This is a genomic window from Flavobacterium sp. GP15, from assembly GCF_014281985.1.
Classification (GTDB): domain Bacteria; phylum Bacteroidota; class Bacteroidia; order Flavobacteriales; family Flavobacteriaceae; genus Flavobacterium; species Flavobacterium pygoscelis.
The window spans coordinates 301,951-325,739 of the sequence record NZ_JACFTC010000001.1 but is presented as its reverse complement, the minus strand read 5'-3'; the positions used below and the strand labels follow the sequence as shown (position 1 = coordinate 325,739).

Below are 23,789 nucleotides of genomic sequence, written 5' to 3'. Positions count from 1 at the left end.
AAAGCGCAGAAGAAGTTTGATAAGTTATCAGATGAGATAGCTAATCCAATATTATTTGCGATTGGAAGTTTATCAAAAAATCCTAGACCTTCAGGTTGTAAAAAGTAAAAAGGAAGAAAAGGATATAGAATACGTGTTGGAGATTATAGAGTGATTTATGAAATAATTGATGATGTTCTTTTAATCGATGTAGTAGATTTAGGTCATCGAAAAGATATTTATGAATAAGATTTACATCACCATCAGGTTACATCCTCGAATATCAGAATTATCAAAACGTCCCAATACCTCGAAAGAGTTGTTGGGATTTTTTTTGCCCAAATCTTGAGTAGCAATAAAAGAACAAGAATTGATGTTAGCCAAATCAATCACGTTGATTCCGCCTGTTTTTCCTTGTGGAATATAAGTTAAAGCATCTTCAGTGTCGCGAATGAGGATTTGTATCCAAGAAGGGCATTCAAATATGCCTTCTCCTAGGGAATAGGCTTGAGAAAGCAATTCAGTCATTCCGTATTCTGAGTGTATACTAGAAACGCCAAAACCTTCACAAAGTTGCTGATGCAGTTCTTCCCGAATCATTTCTTTACGTTTGCCTTTCATGCCGCCAGTTTCCATTATAATCGTGTGTTTCAAATTGAATTGCTGTTTCTCGATTAGATCTAATAAAGCGTAAGTAACTCCAATTAAAATCACATTTTGTCCTGCCTGATCTAATTCGATTAATTTTTTGATTAATTCATCGTGGTTGTGTAAATAAAACCCACTTTCTGGTTGATTAGAAAGTTTTATTAAATCTTCGACCATATAGATTAACGATGATCCTTCGCGCTCCAGATAAGAAGGGAGTAAAGCCAAAACGACGTAATCTTCAATGTTTCCGTAAAACTCTGAAAACCCTTTGCGATAACTTTCTTCGTAAATAGAAGCGTCTGTTACAAGATGTTTACTCGTTATTGTTCCAGTGGTACCGCTACTTGTAAAAACTGCTTCGATAGCATCAGTGTTTGAAACTACATTGTGACTTTTGAAAAACTGAATAGGTAAAAATGGAATTTGCTCTACTGATTTTACTTTATGAGAATCTGTTTTTAAAAGTTCACAAAACTCACGATACACTTGATTATTTTCGTACTGATGACGAAATACTTTTAAGGCAATTTTCTCAAATTGTTTTTGACTAGAAATAGAAAATATATCAGCAGCTGAAATCAAAATATTTTTTTTACAAAAGTAATCAAAAAATGCTCGATGTTATCAAAAACGCCATCCTGATGGATTTTTTGGACATAATAAAAAGCTGCAAATTATTTTGGAGCTTTTTATTTATTTTAGAATACTTATCGTATAATTAATTTTCTAGTTGCCGAGGCTTCTTTTTCATTAATTTTTATGATGTAAACCCCAGAAGTTAAGGTAGAAACGTTTAGCTCTCTGGAGCTAAGTTGTGTTTGAAGTACTTTTTTGCCTAAAACATCAAAAATGATTATTTCTTTGTCTAAATCATTTTTTGTAGCAATGTAAACTTTACCATTGCTCACAGGATTTGGATACAAGTTTAAACCTTCTATTGTAGGTGAATCTTGCGTTCTTGGCTGCGGCTTAGTTTCTTGAGCATTAGCGCTTAAGGAAAATAAAAAGACCAATAAAGTAATAGTATAAAAGTAGTTTTTTGCCATCAGATTTATTTGAATAGTAAATGTACAAAAAAATATTCAAATAGTGTACCAAAAAAAATGCCTCTCCAAAAAGAGAGGCATTTTACTATTTTATTTCTATTATTAGAATCCAGTTGCCCATCCAGCAGCCCAGCTCGGCATTCCAACTCCATTTCCAGCTCCAGTAGCTGTTGCAGAAGTAGTAGCAAAATTAGCATTTACTGTTGCGCTAACTCCTGAAGTTGCAGGTGCTACAGCAGTAGTTTTTCCTTTCATAGTAGTTGTTACATCCGAATCAATTTTGAAATTAACAACTTTTAGAGACGTTCCAGCATTTGCTAACGTTTCATCATGCTCTAGATCAAAACCTGTAGCCCAACCTTTGATCACCACATTGGTAAAAATACCTTTTGTTCCTCTTCTTAGTTTAATTGCTTGGTTTTCTGCAAATGCAGTTGTATTAGCAGTACTTCCAGGTCCAATAAGTGTTAGGTTTGTAATAGTAGGATTAGAGATTGGAGTATTTGCAAAACCAAACTCATAGTTGTCTGCTTCAATACCTCTATTTCCTGTTCCGTAATCTAATCTACCGTACCAATCTGTGTTTGTACCAGACCAACCTTCAGTCCAATCAAATTGATCATCTTCATTTCCTATAGAGATTATGTGATCCGTGTTTACTGTTCCTCCAAAGAATTCTACTCCATCATCAGATCCGTGAATTAATTGAACGTAGCTAATTGTTGTTCCAGAACCTACACCAAATAACGATAGTCCGTTAAACTCTTTATCAGCATTAAAAAGTGCTCCAGCATATTCTATTCTTAAATATTTAATAGAACCAGAGTTGTCATTAGATATTGTTCCTCCATAAGTTAAATCACCAACTTCTGATTGTGCACTACTTGCGCCTCCGCTAATGCGATTAATTGGTGCTTTTCCACAAATAACTAATCCACCCCAGTCACCACCAGCTTTTGTAGCCTTTCCACTTGTCATTACAACTGGTTTTGATGCTGTTCCGTTTACATTGATTTTACCTCCTTGTGCAACGGCAATATAAGACGCTGTTCCACCAGTTCCCTGAATTACAGTTCCTGCAGGAATTGTCAAAGTAGCGTTATTGTTTACTTGGATTTTTCCAGTAAGTTTATAAACTTTACTAGCATCTAGAACTACTTCACCTTCTGTTATTGTTCCTTTAAAATCATCTGCATTAGCAATAAATTTTGAGGTTGAAGGATTAGTTGTGTCTGAATCGTTAGAAGTACAACTGGTCATTACTCCTGCAGTTACAACTAAAAGACTTAATAGATTTACAGTTAATTTTTTCATAGTTTTTTTAATGTTTTTTCATTTGTTTTATTAGGACAAATATCAAACAAAAGCTTTTTTCTAAAGTTAGGTTAACGTGAACCTTAGATTAAAAAAAAGGCTATTTAATGTTAGCTTATTGTTGCGATGTTAAGAACGGTTTGAAGATCACTAATAAGTTTTTGAAACAAAAAAAGAGGCTATTCGTATTAATGAATAGCCTCTTTTTAGATGTTTGCTTAATTATTTAGAACTGATAGTTAATGCTAAGACTTAGTGATAATCCTTTTTTGTAGCTTAATAGGTTTACATCTCCATTTGTGTTTTCCTGAACTTGATTGATGGTAGGATTTAAAATGTTTTTTACAAGAAAACTTAATCCTACTTTTTCATTTAGTTTAGATTTAGCTACAAAGTCTAAAGTACCAAATGCTTTATCAACAATATCACCTCTTTGTAAGGTACCAATAGCATATATTCTATCAGAGAAATAAGAATACGTTAATGTTGAAGTTAGATTGCTTTTTTTATTGTTCCATTCATTAAAAAAACTTAAATCGGTATTTAATAATACGTCAGAAGCTCCTGTGAATTTTCCTTTTTTAGAGGTAAAATCTACTTCGAAATCTGTTTCTTTCTTCACTTTATTAGAGTTTAATTCTTGATTAGAATATAAGTAAGATACATTTACACCTGCAGAAAGTTTTTTAGAATTTTCGGTATCAATATTCAATAGTTGCTTGCGATATTCTACTTCGGCTCCCGTTACATAACCATAATCGCCTGTGTTTACATAAGAAATGTCATTTGTAGAGGAATTAATCGTTACCTCGTTCATTGGGTTTTGAATGTATTTCCCAAAAGCAGTTACCGAAATTAGCTCTTCGTTTTTAGGAAAAAATTCCCATTTTAGATCTAAATTGTAATCATCTGATGCGTACAGTTTTTGGTTTCCAATATATACTTGAGTAATTTCTTCATACAAAAATGGTGCTCTTTCTTTAAATTGTGGTAAGGTATAAGTTTTGCTTAAGCCCAAACGCAAGTTTTGTTTTTCTGCCAATTCATATTTCATTACGATACTAGGTAAGAAAGCAGTTTTATCCAGCTGACTGCTTTTTGTAATAGGATCAAGTTGGGTGTTCCAAGTGATTTTTTGAGCTATTTTTTCTGCTCTTAAACTTATAACAGTCGTTAGTTTGTTCAATTTATATTCTGTATTTAGAAACCCTGCATTTATGTTTTGGTCTCCTTTATAAAATTGTGGATTTAAAGCTGAAGATTCAAATTGATCGCCTCTAAAAGTGATAATTTTAAAATAGTTGTTATCTAAATTAGACTGGTTGTAAAATAAATCTAAGTTGTTTGGATCTACAATGTCAGATAAGTGAGTATTATCAGATTTAAAATTAAATTGTGTGGCTTCAAAGTTTCTAGTTTTAACTCGTCCGCTATATCCAAAAGTGAATTTTCCTTTGTATTCCCCTTCTTCCGTTTTGCTGAATTTGTAATCGTAGCTTAAGTTTGCAGCAACTTCATCTTCTTTCAAATTTTGAAAATAACGATTGTTACTTCCAGCATTAGATAAAAGTGTATAACCAGCGGCCACTTTGTTTAAGGTATTTGTTGTTCGGTCTGGAGTATCTCCTTTAATACTGTTATATGATAATCCCCAATTAAATTTAGAACGCTCCTTAAACTTATGTTCTCCTAATAATTGATTAACCCATAAAGCATTTTTATTGTACTCATTTCTTCTAATTAAAGCATTTCCGCCATCACCACCATCCGCAAAGTAACCACTGTATTCTTTTTTAGATTGTGTACTTGTGTTAATGAATAATGAGTTAAAGTTAACGGTGTTGTTTGAGTTTATTTTGTACCCTAAATTTAACAGTCCAGTCGTGTTGGTATTGTAATTAATGTCAGTGTAAGTATGGTAATTTTTATTTGCAACACCTGTTCCAGATACTGATCCTTTTGCAGAGCCATTACTTTTAGAGTTAAATTCATTGTCGTAAGAAGCATTAGCGAAAATGCTAATTTTCCCTTCTTCACCAACTTTAAATGACGTTCCTCCTGAAATATTGTAAGAGCTAGCAATTGGCGCTTTATTCTCTAATTGATTTGTTTTATAATTGTACTGTGTCAAAGGATTTGACGGTATAGCACGATTGGTAAAGCCTAAAGCTCCGTAACCTTGTAGTAAATTAAAATTGTCTACTTTCAAGGCATTCGTATTTATCTTTGATCCTAATTGAAATTTTAAAAAGCTTTTGCCTTTGTGTTCTTTAGAGATAATGTCAACATTACCACCCGCAAAATCGCCGTAGAATTTTCCGTTGTATACTTTGTCTATTGATACATATTCTACAATATCGGTAGAGAAAATATCTAAATTAAGGTTTTTCTTGGTTGGGTCATTAGAAGGGATTGGAAGTCCATTCATGGTTGTCGAATTGTAGCGGTCTCCTAATCCTCTAACAAAAATATTCCCTGTTCCTTCCTGTTTTGTAATACCAGTCGTTTTTGTAACAGCAGTGGCAACATCACTAACTCCTTTTCTTGATAATTCTTGAGCACCAATAGACTGCTTAATGTCTACAGCATTTTTTTGTTCTAATAACAGCGCTGTTTCTTTTTGCCTACTTACAGTACTAGCTCTTACAATTACATCTTCTAATTTGTATCCTGCAGAACCTAATGCTTGATTGATGGTCAAGGTTTGGTTTGCTATAATTTTCACAGGAATCTCAACAGATTCGTATCCAATAAAACTAAATTGAATTGTATAATTACCAGGAACTACAGACATCGAGAATTTACCGTCAATATCAGTGTTTGTTCCAATATTAGTTCCAGCAATAAGTACGTTAGCAAATGGTAAGGATTGATTGTTTGCCTCTTTGTCGGTCAAGATTCCAGTTATTGTTCCTTTGTTTTGTGAAAAAGAAATAGCAGTTATAAATAACGATATAAAAAGTATTTTGAATTTCATTTGTTTTGTTTTTTTTTTGCAAAGTAAGTCCCGAAATGTAAAATGTAAGTTACCGTCTTGTTAGGGTTATGTTTTGTTTTTGCTAATAAATTGCTCCAATATTAAATTACCGTTAACACCTTTTCAGTTTCCTATTTATGATTACATTTACCATAAAAAAAACAACTTTTGACGCTTTATGAAGAAAAAAAACACCAAAATTCTATTAGTCGATGACGAGCCAGATATTTTAGAAATAATAGGATATAATCTTTCTCAAGAAGATTATCAAATCTTTACGGCCTCTAATGGTAAAGAGGCTATAGCCAAAGCAAAAAAAGTAATTCCAGACCTTATTATAATGGATGTTATGATGCCAGAAATGGACGGAATGGAAGCGTGTGAAAACATTAGAAAAATACCAGAATTAAGTAATGTACTAATTACTTTTTTGACTGCTAGAAGCGAAGATTACTCTCAAGTAGCAGGTTTTGATGCTGGCGCAGATGATTATATTACTAAACCAATTAAGCCAAAGTTATTAGTAAGTAAAGTAAAAGCCTTGTTGCGTCGTTTAAAAGAAAATGATCAAAATAGCGAAACGCTGAATGTAGGTGGTATCGAAATTAATCGCGAAGAATATAAAATTGTAAAAGACAATATTGAAATTGTATTGCCCAGAAAAGAATTTGAGTTATTTTACCTTTTAGCTTCAAAACCTGGAAAAGTATTTAAAAGAGATGAAATTCTAGATCGAGTTTGGGGTAATGAAGTCATTGTTGGCGGACGTACTATAGATGTTCACATTAGAAAATTACGTGAAAAAATAGGAGAAGAATTATTCAAAACAATTAAAGGAGTAGGATATAAGTTTGAAGTATAGATGACTATAAATTTTAAAAAAACATATCGATTTGCTGTTAAGTCTTCGCTTTACATTACCTTCTTTTCTACCGTATTGGTAGGATTTCTAACGCATCTTTTTTTTAAATTTTCATATCAATTTTGTCTGGTTTTTGCTTTTTGTATTGCTGTTTTTTCTTTTATCGTTCTTCAGTATAGAGTAGAGCGCTTTATTTACAAAAAAGTAAAAAAAATATACGATGATGTTGCTTTATTAGAGTCGAGTACTTTTATGAATCAGCCTATAACGACTGATATGGCAACGCTAACGCGTGAAGTAAAAAAGTTTGCTACGGATAAAAAATTAGAAATTGAAACTTTAAAAGTAAGAGAAGAATATAGGAGAGAATTTCTAGGCAATGTTTCCCATGAACTTAAAACACCTCTTTTTATGGTTCAAGGTTACTTGTCAACGTTGCTTGATGGAGCTATGAATGATAAAACAATTCGAAAAAAATATTTAGAACGTGCCGAAAAAGGAGTTGAAAGATTGATCTACATTGTTCAAGATTTAGACATGATTTCTAAACTCGAAATAGGAGAGTTAAACCTTGAGATTACTCAATTTGATATTGTCAAATTAATTCAAAATGTTTTTGATTTATTAGAAATGAAAGCTTCTAAAAAAGACATTATTCTTATGTTTGACATGAAATATAGTATTCCCATTATGGTAATCGGAGATCAAGAAAAGATTCAACAAGTCGTTATGAATCTAATCGTGAACTCTATTAAATACGGGGAGAAAAAAGGAACTACTGAAGTGAGCATAGAGGATTTGACCGAAGAAAAATTAATCGTTAGAGTGACTGATAACGGAGAAGGTATTGTAAAGAAAAATATCTCCAGATTATTTGAACGTTTTTACAGAGTAGATAAAAGCGGTGCAAGAACAGAAGGCGGTTCCGGTTTAGGTTTGGCTATTGTAAAACATATTATCGAGGCACATGACGAAAAAATATATGTTGATAGTACCTATGGTGTAGGATCAGAGTTTTCTTTTACGCTTCAAAAAGTAAAAAGTAAAAAAAAGCAGCTGTAATGCTACTTCTTAAAAACATGAAATAAGGAACTCCAATCCGTTTTTATTTCTGTTTTTGGTAATCCTTTGTAATTCGCAACTTGCTCCAAGTTTTCTATTTTAAAATCATCTTGTGAGGCAAATGGAACAGCGTTTTCTTCTTGTAGTTTTCTAGCAAGATATTCTTGTTCAAATTGTCCTGGAGTAGGGATAAAAAAAGACTTTTTGTTTAGTTGTGTAAGATCCATAATTGTAGTATATCCAGAACGACAAAGTACAATTTCACTTTCATTAAATGCATTTGATATCTCAGTAGCATTCATAAAATTATAATAACTCACATTTTCTATTTGCTGCTTTACTTGTTCTTTTTCTATAATTCCTCTTATAAAAATTATTTTGCCAGAATATCTTATAATTTCTGATCTTAATTTCGCTTCTAAAATTCCTCGTTGAGGTTCTGGTCCTGATAAAACAATCATTAAGTCGTATTTCTTTTCTTTTTCTTGAAGCTGCAACCTACTTAATGGTCCAATGTATTGTATGTTTTTTGGAGTCTTTTTTAGATGTCCTAATTTTCCGGTTAGATTAGGAGTTTCATCAAAATCGGGTACCCAACAAGCGTCAAATTTTTTAATGATATTTTGATGTATTTTACTGCTTAACCAAGTGCTACTTCCAGACAGTACTTTCAGTTGGTGTGTGATGTAAACACAAGGAACTTTTGTGCTGTAAACTCCAAATCTGTTGTCCGAAATGATTCCTTTAATATCGTATTGCTCAATCCAATGTTCCGTAATTCTTTTCTCTTCTTGAATGGCTTTGATTGTTTTTAAGCCATTTTTAAATAATTTCCATTTTAGATTTTCTCCTTTTCCCGCATATTCTATTTGGTACGAGGGGAGTTCTAATGTTTTTTGGTTGGGGAACTCTTTTCTTAATAAAGCTAAAGCATCACCGTCTGAAGCAATAATTGGGATGTAGTTATTTTCTATCAATGCTTTAATAATTGGTATGCAGCGGGTAGCATGACCCAAACCCCAGTTTAAGGGAGCAATTAAGATTGTTTTTTTATTAAAATTTGATATCATTAATTTTTTTTCGCTAGTGCAATGGTCATAACGTAGCAAAGGGGACAATTGTTTAGAAAGTCCCCTTTGTTTTTTATTTTAAATGGAATTAATCTTGAATGTATGTTTTATTTCCGTTTGCATTAATATAATATTTTCCTCCTCTAGGACCTGTATATACCTTTTTACCGTTGTATTCACCAGTTATTTTATCTGCAATTTTTGGTGCCTTTTCATTGGTTTCTTTAATTTTTGCTGGTGCTTTTTTTGTCGTAGCTTTAGCTGTTGGTGCTTCTTTTTTAAGGTTTTCCGCTTTCTTTTGTACTTTTGCTGCTTTTGCCTCTACTTTTTCCGCTTTTGCTTTTACTTCTTTTTTTGCTTCAAGAGCTTTCTCTTTTGTTTGAGTTGCTTTTGTTTTACTTTCAGTGGTTTTCGCTTTGTTTTCTTTTGCTTTCGCTTCGGTTGCTTTCGCTTTTGCATCAGTTGCTTTTGCTTTCGCTTCTGTTTCTTTCTTCTTAGCTTCAGTTTTGGTTTTCAAAGCTGTTTCTTTAGCATCTGCTTTTGCTTTAGCTACTTTCTCTGCTGCTTTTTCTGTTTTGGCAGCTGCTTTCTTCTTTTGTGCTGCAGTTTCTTGAGCATAAAAGCTACCAGACAATAGAAAAGCAAAACACAATAAAAATAATTTTTTCATGATAATTTATTTAAGGTTTTTAGAAAATGTTTAAGACATCTAAATTTAATAACTTTTTTCCTAAACATAATGTTAAAAAATTAAAAATAAGCTCTTAATTGTATGTTTCCAGTATGAATAGCCAAATTGGCTTCACTTTTTCTACCTTCATAATTTAAGTTGATATCTAAAAACTGTGTTATATTTCTTTGTATTAGTAGTTTCCAAGTCAAATTTTGCCCTGTTTGCAAGCCTTCTAACATTTGAAATCCAACAGAAGAAAACTCATTTCCATCAAATTTATTTTGATAAAAAGAAACCTCTCCATTCATGGTAAATTTAGATTCACTCGCATAAGAAAAAGAAGTTCCAAAACGATTTTGAATTAATTTTTCTGATAAGCCTATTTGATTTTCTTTTTTTTGTAATTCATAAAAAATATCCCAACTCGTATTTTTAGAAAATAAATAGCTAATTTTTGGTGCGAGTTGGTAACCGCTTATTTCATAGTTTTTTTCTAAATAATTCTCGGAATTTATTGCTGTTTGAATAGTTTTGATCAAAAATCCGAAGAGCCAACTTTTTTTGTATAAATGATTGTATTGTAACTGATGAGAACTATTTGTTGCTTCTTGTGATCCCGTAGAAAGAAGATTTTTTGTTTTGCTTTCTAAGTAAGTGTAGGTTACAGAATGATTTTGCCTTCCTCGGTTATAAAACAAGCTATTTCTTAAACTCGAATTTAAGCCTAAAACATTTTCATTACTTGAACTAAAAGGATTTAATTCAAAGTTGGCACCATTATTCCTGTTTTTTCTATCCATTATAAAAGCTGTTTGGTTATAAAAGTAGGATAAGAATTTTTTTATTCCTTTCTCATTTTGCCACTGGATTGGATTTAATGTCAAAGACTGCGAAAATTTATTTTGATGGGTTTTAATATACAATCGATTCGGTAAAAAAACGCGGATAAATTTGGCTTGATCTATAAATGGAGCTATTTCAAACTCTTGCAACTCTTGAATTCCGTTGTTGTTATAGTCATTCCAAGTGTAAACTCCCTGTCCTATAGGGACTTCTACATAAGTGAATTCTTGCTGTGGAATGCTTCCTGAATTGGTTTCGTAAGTAGTAGTATTTTGAATAAATTGATTGAAATAACGGTCTGTGTATACAATTCTAGAGTTTAGCGATGATTCTTTTTTTCTAGAATCATTACTGAATTCTAATATCCTGTAATTAGCATATACAGATAAGTCACTCGAATTGCTTTGAATTAATCTTGATTTTAAACGAAAAGTTTGAGAGGTATTTACCCTTTGAATAATGCTTTTTTGTAAACTATCATTAGTGCGTTTTAGATATCCTAATTCTACAAAAACTTTGGTACTGTCTCCTCTTCCTGTAAAAAATCCATATTCTGTAAACTTTTGACTGAATGCAGAAAATGCATTGGTATTCTTATTTTTCTCTTGATTGTCCTCTAGTCGTAAGCTTGCGCCTATCCAGTTTTTATCAAAATGAAACCGAACTTGAGATTGACTTCTAACAAAATGAGAGGAAAGGAGGCTGCCATTGCTTTTTAGAAAACTGCTTTGATTTTTGAAATTCCAATTTTTAAGTTGAAAAAATCCATCTAATAAATGTCGATTTCCGGAGAAATTATCAGAGAAATCTAATTTTTCAAACTGATACTTTATTTTTCCTTTGCTAACGGTATTGTTTTTTGGATTTAAATCTAATTCTAAGCCTGAAATAAGTAGGCTTTGGTTCCCAATTGCCAGCGTTCCTAAATTCCAATCTCTATTAAATTCAATGGTGTACAATCGCTCCACTGAGGTAAAGTCCTTTTGGACAAATTGATAATTTGTAAAAGCATCTAGAGTCCATTTTTTAGAGAAAAGACGTTGTTTGGCATTTATTTTCCCTGCTAATCCTTTATTATCACCATCATTTAATGAAGAGAATAAATTTTTATCATTGTTACTAATTCCTATTTCAAAATCGATTGCTGTTTTCTCAGTGGGTTTGTATTTTCCTAAAAAAGTAGCTACTTGAATTTTTGTAGGTGCAACCAAAGGCACGGTTGGTTCGTAGTTTCCTTGTGGAATTCCATTTATTGGCGCAACATATTGATATACTCTTGTGATCGTGGTTGAATTGGTTAAACTATAATTTCCTTTAAAATCGCCCACTAAAGTAAATCTCACATTATAAAGTTCTTCTTGTTTATCTGTTGAATATTCAAAAATTTCAACAGTATTTAAAACAGATTTTCGGTAAAGAACTTTGTTGTCAGAGTAGGAATCTACATAGGCTGAAGGCGCGACCATAAGATTTTGATTATCTCCTGCATTAATTAATATGTCTGCTTGCTCTTGCGACAAATTTTGCTGTAAAGGTTGATTTTTTTGGTCGTTTTCAGAGTATAAATAACCACCAAAACTCCAAGAGTTATTCTCGTGTGTGGCTCCTGCATAGGTTACAAATCGAGTATAATTTCGATCTGAATATTGGTATTCTACCGTAATTCGCATTTCAGACGTAATGGTAAACAAAGGTGTAAAGATGATTTCTCCAGCATTATAATCGATTGTGTAGTCGTTATTGTCTCCTCTTTTTAGCTGAGTGCCATTTACATAAACACGTTCAGATCCCGAAATGACTAATACATATAATTCTCCATTTTGTCCTTTTAATTTATAAGGACCTTGATTTCCTTCCTGACCAATAATAGCACTTTTAGCATATTGACCGCGAACCAAAGCTGCGGAGGCAAATGCATTTGTTTTGCTTGTGGCGGTATCAAAGTCTAAGCTAGTAGCAAGTCCTTGTACTTTTTTATTGAAATTTAGAAATTGTGTTTTCTTATTTTCAAGGAATAAATCACCTGCTCGAATATTCCATTTGTCACTAAATAATTCCATGAAAATATTATCAAACTGATCCAATTTTTGTGAATAACCTCCATCTTGTAATGGGATGTTGCTGTCTTGAATAGAGGCTCTTAGGCTTACTTTTTCAGAAATTTTTCCGGTTATTTGGAGGTCTAAATTAGAGTTTAATACTGCATTTTGATTATTTCCAATGGTTATTCCTCTTGTGATACTTCCTGAAGTATTTAAGCCATCAAAAGGAATGTTTTTGTTTGTACTTTTCTGTTCTATTTTATATAAATTACCCAATCCCGACTCATTGTTTACCAGACGACTTGAGTCATAGATCTTGTATTCTTGAGTTAATAAATCAGGAAATTTTAAATATTTTACAGTAATGGAATCCCTTTGTAAAGGGCTATTTTCTTTAAATAATAGAATCCCTTTTTTAAAGTTTATTTGATAAAAAGCAGTGTCAATGGGATTTCCATCCGAATCGAGTATTTTAAAAAAGCTGGAATTAATACTTTCTTTTTCAATGTAAATTGTATCGCGGGAAGGAATAATTTTTTTAGTTTTGTATAAGGTATTGATTTCTTGAGCATGAAGCCCAGAAAAACAACTTATTGTGAGCCAAAAAAGAAATTTTTTAAACATAAATACAGTTACTCAAAAGCATCAAAAGTAGTATTTATAATTTAATTTTATCAGAATGAGTTTATTAGGGAGTAAAGTTAGAAATTTCCCCTAAAAGATAATGGGAATCAAGATTACTCCTTAATTCCCATTAGTTTGTCTATATAAATAGTTTTATATTTCCTTAGTCACGACTTGCATAGTTTCTCGGCTTACTTGTTTTAGTAAAACAACTTTGTTTTCTTCAACGGTATGTGCTGCGGTATCATTAAAATGTCTGATGGTGTAAAGAGTAACATTCTCTTCAAAATCAACTTTAAATTTTTTAGATAAAATCGCATTCAACTCATTAAAGTTATTGAATTTGTCTTCGACACAAACAGAAAAACTAATGGCAGAATTCTGAATTAGGTTTACTTTGAGTTTAAAACGGTGAAACAAGGCAAAAATTTCGCTAATGTTCTCTTCCATTATAAAGGAGAAATCTATCGAGGATAGCGAAATCAATAGTTGATTTTTCTTGACGATAAAGCAAGATAAATGAGGTTCTAAATCGACTCCTTTTGAAACACTAGTTCCTTTTAACAAAGGATTTATAAAAGACTTTACGTATAAAGGAATTTCTTTTTTTTGTAAAGGTTGCAACGTTTTTGGGTGAATTACCGAGGCACCATAAAAAGCGAGTTCGATTGCTTCACGATACGAAATTTGATTAAGCAAGCTTGCATTTTCAAAATACCTTGGATCGGCATTCATCACTCCAGGAACATCTTTCCAGATGGTTACGCTTTCGGCATTCAAGCAGTAAGCAAAAATAGCTGCGGTGTAATCTGATCCTTCACGACCTAATGTTGTGGTAAAATTATTTTCGTCGGAGCCTAAGAATCCTTGTGTAATATTAAGGATTTTACTTTTTATATTTTTTGATATGTTTTTTTGAGTCAGTTCCCAATCTACTTCTGCATCTCTATAATTTGCATCAGTTTTTATAAAATTGCGAACGTCAAGCCATTGTGTTTGTATACCCATAAAAGTCATAAAATGACTCAAAATAGTAGTCGAAATTAATTCGCCAAAGCTAACAATTTGATCATAGACAAAATTATAGTTAGGAGATTTGTTGTTTGCTAAAAAGTATTCTAAATCTGAAAATTGAGAATTAACAGCTGCAAAAACTGCATTTTTTTCATCCTCAAATAAGTCCATTACAATTTGATTGTGGTATTTTTTTACCTCTTGAACCGCCGAACTTAATTCGGGAGATTTATCAAAATAATTTTTAATAACCAATTCTAATGCATTGGTTGTTTTTCCCATAGCAGAAACAATTAGCAACACATCTTCATAGCCCACTTTTTGTAAAACGTCATAGACATTTTTTATTCCTTCGGCGTCTTTTACAGACGCTCCACCAAATTTAAATACTCTCATATTACTATTAATTCTACCGTTCTTAAACTTTATGTTTTTTTGTCCATATGCGCAATAATAGTTTGCAATGGATTTAAATTTTTAATTTAGAATCAACAAAATGGTTAATTCCTTCTTCGTCCATTTGTACTACTAACCAACCATCAAGAATTTTTGCTCCCGATTTTTTGTAAAATTCTATTGCTGGCGTATTCCAATCCAGAACATTCCATTCCACTCTTCTTACATTATCCTTTTTGCCTTGTTTTAAAATTTCAGAATATAAGGCGTAGCCTAATCCTGTTCCTCGCATTTTTTCTTTTACAACTAAATCTTCCAGATGAATTGTTTTTCCTTTCCAAGTAGAAAAGCGATAATAATACAAGGCGATTCCAACAATTTCTTTAGTTTCTGTAGTATCGGTTTCTACTTCGGCAACAAAAACTTGAAATAATGGATTTGTTCCAAAACCATCCCGAACAAGATCTTCAACCGTGATTTGAACTGCATCGGGCTCGTTTTCGAATGTTGCTAATTCTTGAATTAGGTTCAAAACAGCTTTCATGTCCTCGGCTTTTCCTTTTCTAATATTCATAAATAGTTGGTTTTTATCGTTCTTAGTGGGTACTTACAAAGCTAATGAGCTTATAAAGTAGTGATTTTGAAAGCAAATATACAATACTGATAAACTAAGTAAATATTATTGAATTCATTTTCACAAAAAAACCGATATTTGTGACTTCAAAATAACTACAACGATTTCGCAATGAAAGAACGCAACAAAACACTAGGTGAGTTTATCATCGAAAACCAAAATGCATTTCAATATTCTTCTGGAGAACTGTCACGAATCATCAACTCTATCCGATTAGCTGCAAAAGTGGTTAATTATAAAGTCAATAAAGCGGGATTAGTGGATATCATTGGTGCAGCTGGAGAACAAAATATTCAAGGTGAAGATCAACAAAAATTAGATGTTTATGCCAACGAGGTTTTTATTCAAACTTTAATCAATAGAGAAATTGTTTGCGGAATAGCTTCAGAGGAAAATGATGAATTTATTACCGTAGCAGGAAGTGATAAAAGCCATAATAATAAATATGTAGTGCTCATGGATCCTTTAGATGGTTCCTCAAACATTGATGTAAATGTGTCTTTGGGGACTATTTTTTCAGTGTACAGAAGAGTAACCCCAATAGGATCTCCTGTAACAATGGAGGATTTTTTGCAACCAGGAGTTAATCAAGTGGCTGCAGGTTATGTAATTTACGGAACTTCTACAATGTTGGTTTATACAACTGGTCATGGTGTAAATGGATTTACTCTGAATCCTGCAATTGGTACGTTTTATTTGTCTCATCCTAATATGCAATTTTCTAAGGATGGACATATTTATTCTATTAATGAAGGGAATTATGTTCATTTTCCACAAGGAGTAAAAAATTACATTAAATATTGTCAGACTGAAGAAGAAGACAGACCTTATACTTCTCGTTATATCGGAAGTTTAGTTTCAGATATTCATAGAAACATGATCAAAGGTGGTATTTATATTTATCCTACTAGTTCTAAGGCTCCAAAAGGTAAATTGCGTTTGTTGTACGAGTGTAATCCGATGGCATTTATTGTAGAGCAAGCAGGAGGAAAGGCTTCGGATGGTTTTGGTAGTATTATGGAAATTATACCGACTGAATTACACCAGCGCGTTCCTTTTTTCTGCGGAAGTTACAATATGGTAGAAAAAGCAGAGGAATTTATGGAAAATGCTAAATTAAGCAAATACTAAAAATAAAAAGAGCACAAAAAAAAAGCTTCCAATTATAATGGAAGCTTTTTTTATATTTTATTTATTCATGTTTTGCATTTCAAACAAAAAAGTTTCAAGATCAACTTCTTTATCTGCTAATTTTAATGATTTGTTTACGATGTAGTCAACATTATCAATATTAAAACCTAATGCGATACAAATTTTTCTAAGAAGTAATTCTTGTTTGTCTCCTAAATGATGATCAACATGAATCATTCGAACTAAGTCGAACAAACGATCTAATCTTTGCTCGTGTAAATAGGGAGCGTTTATTGGAAAATTTAAAGGATTTTCTAAAATCTCTTCATATTCTGCAGGAGAAATTTCAAGTTTAATGGCTAGTTTGTCTAAAAATCCTTTTTCTTCTGGAGAAACTTTTCCATCAGTAAGCGCCACACGAACAATAGCTGAAAAATGACCTTGGTTTCTTTGCTTAAATCCGCTATCAAATAAATCTGAAAATGACATAGTTTTTGTTTTTTAACCCACAAAGATAAATCTATTTTTAAATTTATTGATTTTTTAATTTTTAATTTTTTTTCTTTTAAAAATATATGTTTTCATTTCCGTTTATTTAAATATTCAAATCAATCATTTTCAAAATTAATCGTAAGTTTACAGCCCTTTATCAACTTAATATTGTACTAATGTCAGAATTTTGGATTTACTTTCAAATAGGATTAAAACACGTTTTAGATATACACGCCTATGACCACGTTCTATTTTTAATAGCTCTTGCTGTTCCCTTCTCTTTCAGTGATTGGAAACGTGTCGTTTTATTAGTAACACTCTTTACTATTGGGCATACCATGGCATTGATGTTGTCTGTTTTTGGTATAGTTGCTATCAAAGTAAATGTTGTCGAATTACTTATTCCTATAACCATTTTGATAACAGCTTTATTCAATTTATTTACGGCAGGAAAATCCGGCAAGAAGGAAAGTATTAACTTGGTATTTTTTATCACGCTCTTTTTTGGAATAATCCATGGTTTGGGTTTTTCAAATTATTTTAAGTCTATTTTAGGAGGTACCGCAAGTTCTAAAATCTTACCTTTAAGTGAATTTGCATTAGGTATAGAAGCCGCACAGATTGTAGTGGTTTTTGTAGTTTTAGTGCTTTCTTATATTGTACAAACTATTTTTAGATTCTCTAAAAGAGACTGGACTTTAGTGATGTCAGCATTTATAATAGGAGTTGTTATACCAATGATTATCGCTAGCGAAATCTGGCACCGATAAATATGAACGAAAAGAAATTGAATAAGTACGACAAAGCATATCTTAGAATTGCTAGTGAATGGAGTCTTTTGTCTTACTGCAAACGCAAACAAGTTGGCGCAATTATTGTCCGGGATCGAATGATTATTTCAGATGGTTATAACGGAACGCCTTCTGGTTTTGAAAATTGTTGCGAAGATGAAGCGGGTTTGACACGTTGGGATGTGCTGCATGCTGAGGCTAATGCGATTTTAAAAGTAGCTCGATCTACACAATCTTGTGAAGGCGCTACCTTATATATTACACTTTCGCCTTGTAAAGAATGTAGTAAACTGATTCACCAATCCGGAATAAAAAGAGTCGTGTATCACAACGGTTATCGCGATGATTCTGGCATTCAGTTTTTGATAAAAGCAGGAGTAGAGGTAGAGCATATTCCTGAGTTAGAAGAATAGAAGTCATTTAAAAGTTGCCAAAAAAAGCTGTTACTATTAAAATAATGTGACCATCAAATGAAATTTAATACAAAATTTTTACCTCTTCTCTTTTTTGCAACACTTGCCTTAGGTGTTGTATTGGGTGGTATGTTAAATTTCCCAAACACAGCAGAATATCTAGTAAAAAACAATTCGAAAAGCAAACTCAATAAACTAATCGATTTTATAGATAATGATTATGTTGATGCTGTTAATACAGATTCTATAGTAGATCTAACGGTCAATAACATATTAGCTAAACTAGATCCACATTCTATTTATATGCCTCCAAGCGAACAACTGCAAGTAGCAGAAAGTATGAAAGGAAATTTTGTGGGAATTGGAGTCAATTTTTATATGTATAAAGATTCCGTTGCTGTAATAAAACCGGTTGCTGATGGTCCTTCTGCAAAAGCAGGTATAGAGTCTGGAGATCGTATTTTGTATGCCGATAAAACAAAACTATTTGGACGAAAATTACCAAGTGATAGTTTGTTTTCTAAATTAAAAGGAACAGTAGGTTCTGATATTGAACTTACTATTTATAGAAAGTCAGAAGGCAAGAAACTAAAAGTAAAAATTAAAAGAGATGTTATTCCCATAAAAAGTGTTGATGCGGCATTGCTTTTAAACGCTACTACGGGTTATATCAAAATCAATCGATTTGCCGAAACTACTTATAGCGAGTTTATGACCGGCTTAATAAACCTTAAGCAGCAAGGCGCAAAATCATTAATTATTGATGTTCGTGATAATGGAGGTGGTTATATGGAAGAAGCCATTGCAATTGCTGATGAGTTATTGCCAAACAAACAACTAATCGTTTTTACTAAAAATAAAAAAGGAAATGTAGATAAGACTTTTGCGACCGAAAAAGGAAGTTTTGAAAACGGAAATGTATTTGTTTTGATAAATGAAAATAGTGCTTCAGCGAGTGAAATTCTTGCGGGTGCTGTTCAAGATAATGATAGAGGTACAATTGTGGGGCGTCGTTCTTTTGGAAAAGGATTAGTGCAACGCGAAATGGATTTTTCCGATGGTTCTGCAGTGCGTCTAACGATTGCTAGATATTATACGCCAACGGGTCGCTCTATTCAGAAACCATATACAAAAGGGAATGAAGCTTATTTTAAAGAATCAGAATCTCGTTATACAAATGGCGAATTGTTTGATAAAGATAGTATTAAGGTTTTAAAAGAAATAAAATTTAAAACTAAAAAAGGGAAAATTGTTTATGGCGGAGGCGGAATTGTTCCAGACGTTTTTGTGCCTCTTGAAGTAGAACATGGCAATGAAGGTACTGCCTATTTATTGCAGTCGGGCATTTTAGGAAATTTTGTATTCGAGCAACTGGATAAAGATAGAAGTAGTTTTAAAGGATTGACTTTTGAGCAATTTCAAGTCAAAATGAAACAGACTAATGTTTATTATGATGCTTTTCAAAAGTTCATTTTTGGAAACGGATTGGACTTGAATTTTGGAAAAAGTAAATCTTTAGTGCAACGGTATTTGGTGGGTGAATTTGCAAGGCAACTTTATGGAGAAAAATATTATTATGAAATTGTATTAAAAGAAGATGCAATGATTAAGGCAATTTTAAAATAATCGATTAATGAATAAGTTTAAAATAAGTTTTCTTTTGCTGCTTACTGCTTTCGTATTCGCTTGTGCAGGTATGAAAGATAAAAATGCAATTGAAGGAACAGTAGATGCGGTTGAGTTTGGTAAGGATGGCTATACTGCCAAAATTAAAACCAGCAATAATAAAATCTTCTACGCAACGGTAAGTATCGTAAATGTTGGAGGGCACGAGAACTATAAGGTTTTTAAAGTAGGAGAACAAGTGTCTGTTACAGGAGATTTATGGAAAACGGATACTGAAAATCATATTACAGTTAGAAAAATCATTACTGCAAATTAATTATTACTTTCTAATTATCTTATGCTATCGTGAGCATGAGTTTGTATGCCGTGGTTCCATAAAGTAAGAATGTCTGTTGCTACTGCAGCGCCACTACCAGCTGCAATTGCGAGTTGGCTTCTCCAGCCTGCTAAAGTTCCAATTACATAAATGCCTTCGGCAACTTTATGATCGTCATTTTTGAGTTGAATTCTTTGTTTTTCTGGAAGCGATTTTTTGTGAGGTTCTACATATTGCATCAAGCCTTCTATGGCAAATGTATTTGCTGCGCCAATACCAATAACGATCATTTTAGTGTTGTAGTTTGATCGATTAGTTATAACGGTAAAATTGGGAAACTCTCCTTCAATTTTAAGTACTTTTTCGTTAGGTATTTGTAAGATCTGAGGATGAGTTGCTGAGAGTTGCCCCGTACTTTCTTTTAATAAATCGGAGCCCAGTTTTCCACTCGGAATTCCGTATGCATTGTTGAATAATGCTTCTTGTAATGAAGAGGTTTTTTGATGGGTAAAAATGCCTATTTTTTTATCAGAAACAAAAGATTTGTTTTTTGCTGAGCCCAAAATAAGCGAACATGACATTCCAGAAACGCCACCTCCTATTATTAAAACATCAAACATAAGGATTTATTTTCCGTTGGTTTTTTCTTCAATTCTTTTTGACATTTTAAAAATCAAAAGTATCATAACCGCACAAAAAGAAGCTGCAATGCCAATAAATGCAACTACACTATCTCCTTGAAATGGATTTCTAAAATCAAGTAAAGTAACATTAAATAGAATTAGAGAAATTGCTAAAAATACCAATATGTTAATAAAAATTTTCATAATGTGTTATTATTTTAAAAGTATCAAGTAGATGGTTTTATTGTCAAACGAAATTCGTTGAGAATCTAATTTGTTTTATTATCGGGTCTTAAGGGCGTAAATTTAGGTAAATTTATTTTAGACAAACAAACCTTTAACATTCGCAGCGAATAATTTAACAGCTATTGCTAAAAGTACTACTCCAAACGTCTTTCTAATCACACCAAGTCCATTTTTTCCTAGCATTTTCTCTATCTTAGAAGAAGATTTTAGTACTACATATACTAGAATTATGTTCAAAACAATGGCGATGATAATGTTTGCTGTGTGAAATTGAGAGCGCAATGAAAGTAAAGTGGTCATTGTTCCTGCTCCAGCAATTAGAGGAAAAGCTAGAGGAACGATAGAGGCGGAACTGGCTTCTTCATCACGGTAAATACGAATGCCTAAAATCATCTCAAGAGCCAAAAAGAACAATACAAATGAACCTGCTACAGCAAATGAATTGACATCGATCCCTATTAATTTTAATAACTCTTCTCCAACAAATAGAAAGGTGATCATTATAACTCCTGAAACTAAGGACGCTTTTTCTGATTCGATATGTCCAAATTTTGCTCGTAATCCGATGATAATTGGTATAGAACCAATAATGTCAATTACTGCAAACAGAACCATTCCTACGGTTATAATTTCCTTAATGTCTAATCCTAGCATGGGCTTTTTTTTGCTGCAAAGTTACTCTTTTTGATTAAGTATCAAATTAATATCAGTAGCAACAACCACTCTATTTGTAAAATTTTGCTTGTTTAGAATTTTTTAACTCGTTAATTATTTTTTTACAAATAATTTGAATCCATTTTTAAAGGGGAATTATTGGGTACAAAGAGATTAAAATTGAAGTTTTATGATAAAATTTGCGAATTAAATTTTTTAGGAGTCTAGGCAAGTTGGTCTTGTTAAAGTTGTTTTTTAAACCTTAAGTTATGGGATTCTTAATTACCTTTGCGGTTAATTATATAAGCACTACAGAATAATGTTTCAATTAGGAAAAACCATAGTTTCAGAGGATTTACTCGAAAAAGATTTTGTTTGTAATTTAACCGCTTGTAAAGGCGCTTGCTGTGTTGACGGTGATGCTGGAGCCCCTTTAAGCTTAGATGAAACAAAGATTTTAGAAACCATTTATCCTAAAGTGAAACCATTTTTGCGTAAAGCAGGAATTGATGCTATCGAAGCGCAAGGAACTTGGGTTACTGGTGTAGATGGTGAACTTGAAACTCCACTAATTGATGGTAAAGATTGTGCTTATGTAATGTTTGACGGTAAAACTGCGCTATGTGGTATCGAGCAAGCCTACAACCAAGGAATTATCGATTGGAAAAAACCGGTGTCTTGTCACTTGTATCCTGTTCGAGTGAAAGATTTTACGGAATTTGCCGCAGTTAATTATGATAAATGGGACATTTGTGATCCCGCTTGTTCTTTAGGTCAGGAATTAGAAGTTCCTGTTTATAAGTTTGTCAAAGAGGCCTTAATTCGAAAATTCGGTGAAGACTGGTATATGGAATTAGAGCAAGTAGCACAAGACTTAAAAAACCAAAAATAAAAATAAACTTTACCTTATTATTTTGTTTACTAAACCCTATGTTTTACGGTGCTTTAGCGTTTCTTAACGTTTTTAATTCGCTGTATTACAGTATTTTGTAATAAATCGTAAAATCACATCTATTTCTTTCCTTTGTTAAAAACTAGGGGAGATTGTGGATAAGTTTGGCTTTTTATTACCGCAATATTTCACAACCTTTGTAAAGCTCAAAAAGCTACAAAATTCATTAAACGCATAAAAAAAATAAATCCATACAATGACACAACTAGAGCCAATTTTACAAGAAAATAAAAATCGTTTCGTAATTTTTCCTATCAAACATCATGATATATGGGAGTTTTATAAATCAATGGAAGCTAGTTTTTGGACGGCAGAAGAAATTGATTTATCTCAGGATTTAAACGACTGGAATAATAAGTTGAATGATGATGAAAGGTATTTCATTAAGCATATTCTTGCATTTTTTGCTGCTTCTGATGGAATTGTAAATGAGAATTTAGCAGAAAACTTTGTAAATGAAGTGCAATATGCTGAGGCTAAATTTTTCTATGGTTTTCAGATCATGATGGAGAATATCCATAGTGAAACCTATTCTTTGTTAATTGACACTTACGTGAAAGATGAAGCGGAGAAAGATGATTTATTTAATGCTTTAGAAGTTTTTCCTGCGATTAAGAAAAAAGCAGACTGGGCATTAAAATGGATTGAGTCCGATTCTTTTGCTGAAAGATTGATTGCATTTGCAGCCGTAGAAGGAATTTTCTTCTCAGGAGCATTCTGTTCTATTTTTTGGTTGAAAAAACGTGGATTGATGCCAGGTTTGACATTCTCTAACGAATTAATTTCTCGTGACGAAGGTGTTCACTGTGACTTTGCAGTGCATTTGCACAACCACCACTTAATTAATAAAGTTCCAAAAGAAAGAATTAGAAGCATCATCGTTGATGCTTTGAATATTGAAAGAGAATTTATCACAGAATCACTTCCTGCAAGTTTAATAGGAATGAATGCAGTATTGATGACTCAATATTTAGAGTTTGTTGCCGATAGATTGTTAGTGGAACTTGGTTGTGATAGAGAATACAATACTTCAAACCCATTTGATTTTATGGACATGATTTCGCTTCAAGGAAAAACAAACTTCTTTGAAAAGAAAGTAGCTGAATATCAAAAATCGGGTGTGATGAACACTGATGTTGATGCTCAAAAAATATCTTTTGACGCTGACTTTTAGTATTGAGCCACAAAGACGCTAAGCCGCAAAGAAAAGTAAGGTTTAGTTTTAAGTGAAAATTTCATTATTTTTTTGGTGATGTAGCAATCTAAAAAGGTTACTCAAGCATGAAGAATCTTTGTGCCTTGGTGTCTTTGTGGCCAAAAAATAAGTCAATCCAAGTAGAAATAACTTCTTGTCTCTA

23 protein-coding genes are annotated in these 23,789 nt (G+C 32.3%); 10 read left to right on the top strand and 13 right to left on the bottom strand.

What is annotated here, in order from left to right:
• Window positions 1–129: 129 nt before the first annotated feature.
• The gene (locus H2650_RS15830) at window positions 130–228 is read left to right on the top strand and encodes a type II toxin-antitoxin system RelE/ParE family toxin (protein WP_370566798.1); all 99 of its coding nucleotides are present in this window, start codon (window positions 130–132) and stop codon (window positions 226–228) included.
• Window positions 229–231: 3 nt separating this feature from the next.
• Here H2650_RS15830 and H2650_RS01470 read toward each other — a convergent pair whose 3' ends face one another.
• The 4 genes from H2650_RS01470 to H2650_RS01455 all read right to left on the bottom strand — a co-directional run bounded on the left by H2650_RS01470 (window position 232) and on the right by H2650_RS01455 (window position 5,967).
• Window positions 232–1,212: an acyl transferase gene (locus tag H2650_RS01470; protein ID WP_188048985.1), complete on the bottom strand. Its 981-nt coding sequence runs from the start codon at window positions 1,210–1,212 to the stop codon at window positions 232–234.
• A gap of 125 nt (window positions 1,213–1,337) precedes the next feature.
• Window positions 1,338–1,676: a T9SS type A sorting domain-containing protein gene (locus H2650_RS01465; protein WP_188048984.1), complete on the bottom strand. Its 339-nt coding sequence runs from the start codon at window positions 1,674–1,676 to the stop codon at window positions 1,338–1,340.
• Window positions 1,677–1,778: 102 nt separating this feature from the next.
• Window positions 1,779–2,990 carry a hypothetical protein gene (locus H2650_RS01460; protein ID WP_188048983.1) on the bottom strand — a complete coding sequence of 404 codons (1,212 nt, stop codon included), beginning with the start codon at window positions 2,988–2,990 and terminating at the stop codon, window positions 1,779–1,781.
• 226 nt (window positions 2,991–3,216) lie between these two features.
• On the bottom strand, window positions 3,217–5,967 hold the full coding sequence (locus tag H2650_RS01455) for a TonB-dependent receptor (RefSeq protein ID WP_188048982.1): 2,751 nt from the start codon (window positions 5,965–5,967) through the stop codon (window positions 3,217–3,219).
• Window positions 5,968–6,145: 178 nt separating this feature from the next.
• Here H2650_RS01455 and H2650_RS01450 point away from each other — a divergent pair, with 178 nt between their 5' ends.
• Both H2650_RS01450 and H2650_RS01445 read left to right on the top strand, forming a co-directional pair.
• On the top strand, window positions 6,146–6,829 hold the full coding sequence (locus H2650_RS01450; protein WP_188048981.1) for a response regulator transcription factor: 684 nt from the start codon (window positions 6,146–6,148) through the stop codon (window positions 6,827–6,829).
• Window positions 6,830–7,891, top strand: a complete 1,062-nt coding sequence (locus tag H2650_RS01445) for a cell wall metabolism sensor histidine kinase WalK (RefSeq protein ID WP_188048980.1) — start codon at window positions 6,830–6,832, stop codon at window positions 7,889–7,891.
• Window positions 7,892–7,893: 2 nt separating this feature from the next.
• On the opposite strand, the gene H2650_RS01440 is transcribed toward H2650_RS01445, so the two are convergent.
• The 5 genes from H2650_RS01440 to H2650_RS01420 all read right to left on the bottom strand — a co-directional run bounded on the left by H2650_RS01440 (window position 7,894) and on the right by H2650_RS01420 (window position 15,127).
• A complete protein-coding gene (locus tag H2650_RS01440) occupies window positions 7,894–8,961 on the bottom strand; it encodes a glycosyltransferase (RefSeq protein ID WP_188048979.1) in 1,068 nt (355 codons plus the stop codon).
• Between the two features lie 88 nt (window positions 8,962–9,049).
• A complete protein-coding gene (locus H2650_RS01435) occupies window positions 9,050–9,631 on the bottom strand; it encodes a hypothetical protein (protein ID WP_188048978.1) in 582 nt (193 codons plus the stop codon).
• 80 nt (window positions 9,632–9,711) lie between these two features.
• Window positions 9,712–13,143 (bottom strand): hypothetical protein, encoded by a 3,432-nt coding sequence (locus H2650_RS01430; RefSeq protein WP_188048977.1) that lies wholly within the window; start codon window positions 13,141–13,143, stop codon window positions 9,712–9,714.
• A gap of 153 nt (window positions 13,144–13,296) precedes the next feature.
• Window positions 13,297–14,553 (bottom strand): aspartate kinase, encoded by a 1,257-nt coding sequence (locus H2650_RS01425; RefSeq protein ID WP_188048976.1) that lies wholly within the window; start codon window positions 14,551–14,553, stop codon window positions 13,297–13,299.
• A 73-nt stretch (window positions 14,554–14,626) separates the two neighbouring features.
• Complete coding sequence (locus tag H2650_RS01420; RefSeq protein ID WP_188048975.1) at window positions 14,627–15,127, bottom strand: GNAT family N-acetyltransferase; 501 nt, start codon at window positions 15,125–15,127, stop codon at window positions 14,627–14,629.
• 171 nt (window positions 15,128–15,298) lie between these two features.
• Here H2650_RS01420 and fbp point away from each other — a divergent pair, with 171 nt between their 5' ends.
• Entirely contained in the window at window positions 15,299–16,318 is a 1,020-nt protein-coding gene (gene fbp, locus H2650_RS01415) for a class 1 fructose-bisphosphatase (protein WP_188048974.1), read from the top strand.
• Between the two features lie 57 nt (window positions 16,319–16,375).
• Here the strand turns inward: fbp and H2650_RS01410 are convergent, their stop codons facing one another.
• Window positions 16,376–16,807, bottom strand: a complete 432-nt coding sequence (locus tag H2650_RS01410; protein WP_188048973.1) for a TerB family tellurite resistance protein — start codon at window positions 16,805–16,807, stop codon at window positions 16,376–16,378.
• Window positions 16,808–16,986: 179 nt separating this feature from the next.
• Between H2650_RS01410 and H2650_RS01405 the strand changes: the two genes are divergently transcribed.
• Genes H2650_RS01405 through H2650_RS01390 form a run of 4 tightly spaced genes read left to right on the top strand, consistent with a single transcriptional unit; the run spans window position 16,987 to window position 19,956 of the window.
• Window positions 16,987–17,580, top strand: coding sequence for a HupE/UreJ family protein (locus H2650_RS01405; RefSeq protein ID WP_188048972.1), 594 nt, complete (start codon window positions 16,987–16,989; stop codon window positions 17,578–17,580).
• 2 nt (window positions 17,581–17,582) lie between these two features.
• On the top strand, window positions 17,583–18,014 hold the full coding sequence (locus H2650_RS01400) for a dCMP deaminase family protein (RefSeq protein ID WP_188048971.1): 432 nt from the start codon (window positions 17,583–17,585) through the stop codon (window positions 18,012–18,014).
• 57 nt (window positions 18,015–18,071) lie between these two features.
• On the top strand, window positions 18,072–19,640 hold the full coding sequence (locus H2650_RS01395; RefSeq protein WP_188048970.1) for a S41 family peptidase: 1,569 nt from the start codon (window positions 18,072–18,074) through the stop codon (window positions 19,638–19,640).
• 7 nt (window positions 19,641–19,647) lie between these two features.
• Window positions 19,648–19,956, top strand: a complete 309-nt coding sequence (locus H2650_RS01390) for a hypothetical protein (protein WP_188048969.1) — start codon at window positions 19,648–19,650, stop codon at window positions 19,954–19,956.
• A 14-nt stretch (window positions 19,957–19,970) separates the two neighbouring features.
• On the opposite strand, the gene H2650_RS01385 is transcribed toward H2650_RS01390, so the two are convergent.
• From H2650_RS01385 to H2650_RS01375, 3 genes are all read right to left on the bottom strand, one after another.
• Window positions 19,971–20,576: an FAD-dependent oxidoreductase gene (locus H2650_RS01385; protein ID WP_188048968.1), complete on the bottom strand. Its 606-nt coding sequence runs from the start codon at window positions 20,574–20,576 to the stop codon at window positions 19,971–19,973.
• A 6-nt stretch (window positions 20,577–20,582) separates the two neighbouring features.
• A complete protein-coding gene (locus H2650_RS01380; protein ID WP_188048967.1) occupies window positions 20,583–20,783 on the bottom strand; it encodes a hypothetical protein in 201 nt (66 codons plus the stop codon).
• Between the two features lie 117 nt (window positions 20,784–20,900).
• A complete protein-coding gene (locus H2650_RS01375) occupies window positions 20,901–21,479 on the bottom strand; it encodes a MarC family protein (protein ID WP_188048966.1) in 579 nt (192 codons plus the stop codon).
• Window positions 21,480–21,798: 319 nt separating this feature from the next.
• On the opposite strand from H2650_RS01375, the gene H2650_RS01370 reads away from it, so the two are divergent.
• Window positions 21,799–22,371: a DUF3109 family protein gene (locus H2650_RS01370; RefSeq protein WP_188048965.1), complete on the top strand. Its 573-nt coding sequence runs from the start codon at window positions 21,799–21,801 to the stop codon at window positions 22,369–22,371.
• A gap of 256 nt (window positions 22,372–22,627) precedes the next feature.
• Window positions 22,628–23,605, top strand: a complete 978-nt coding sequence (locus H2650_RS01365; protein ID WP_188048964.1) for a ribonucleotide-diphosphate reductase subunit beta — start codon at window positions 22,628–22,630, stop codon at window positions 23,603–23,605.
• Window positions 23,606–23,789 lie beyond the last annotated feature (184 nt).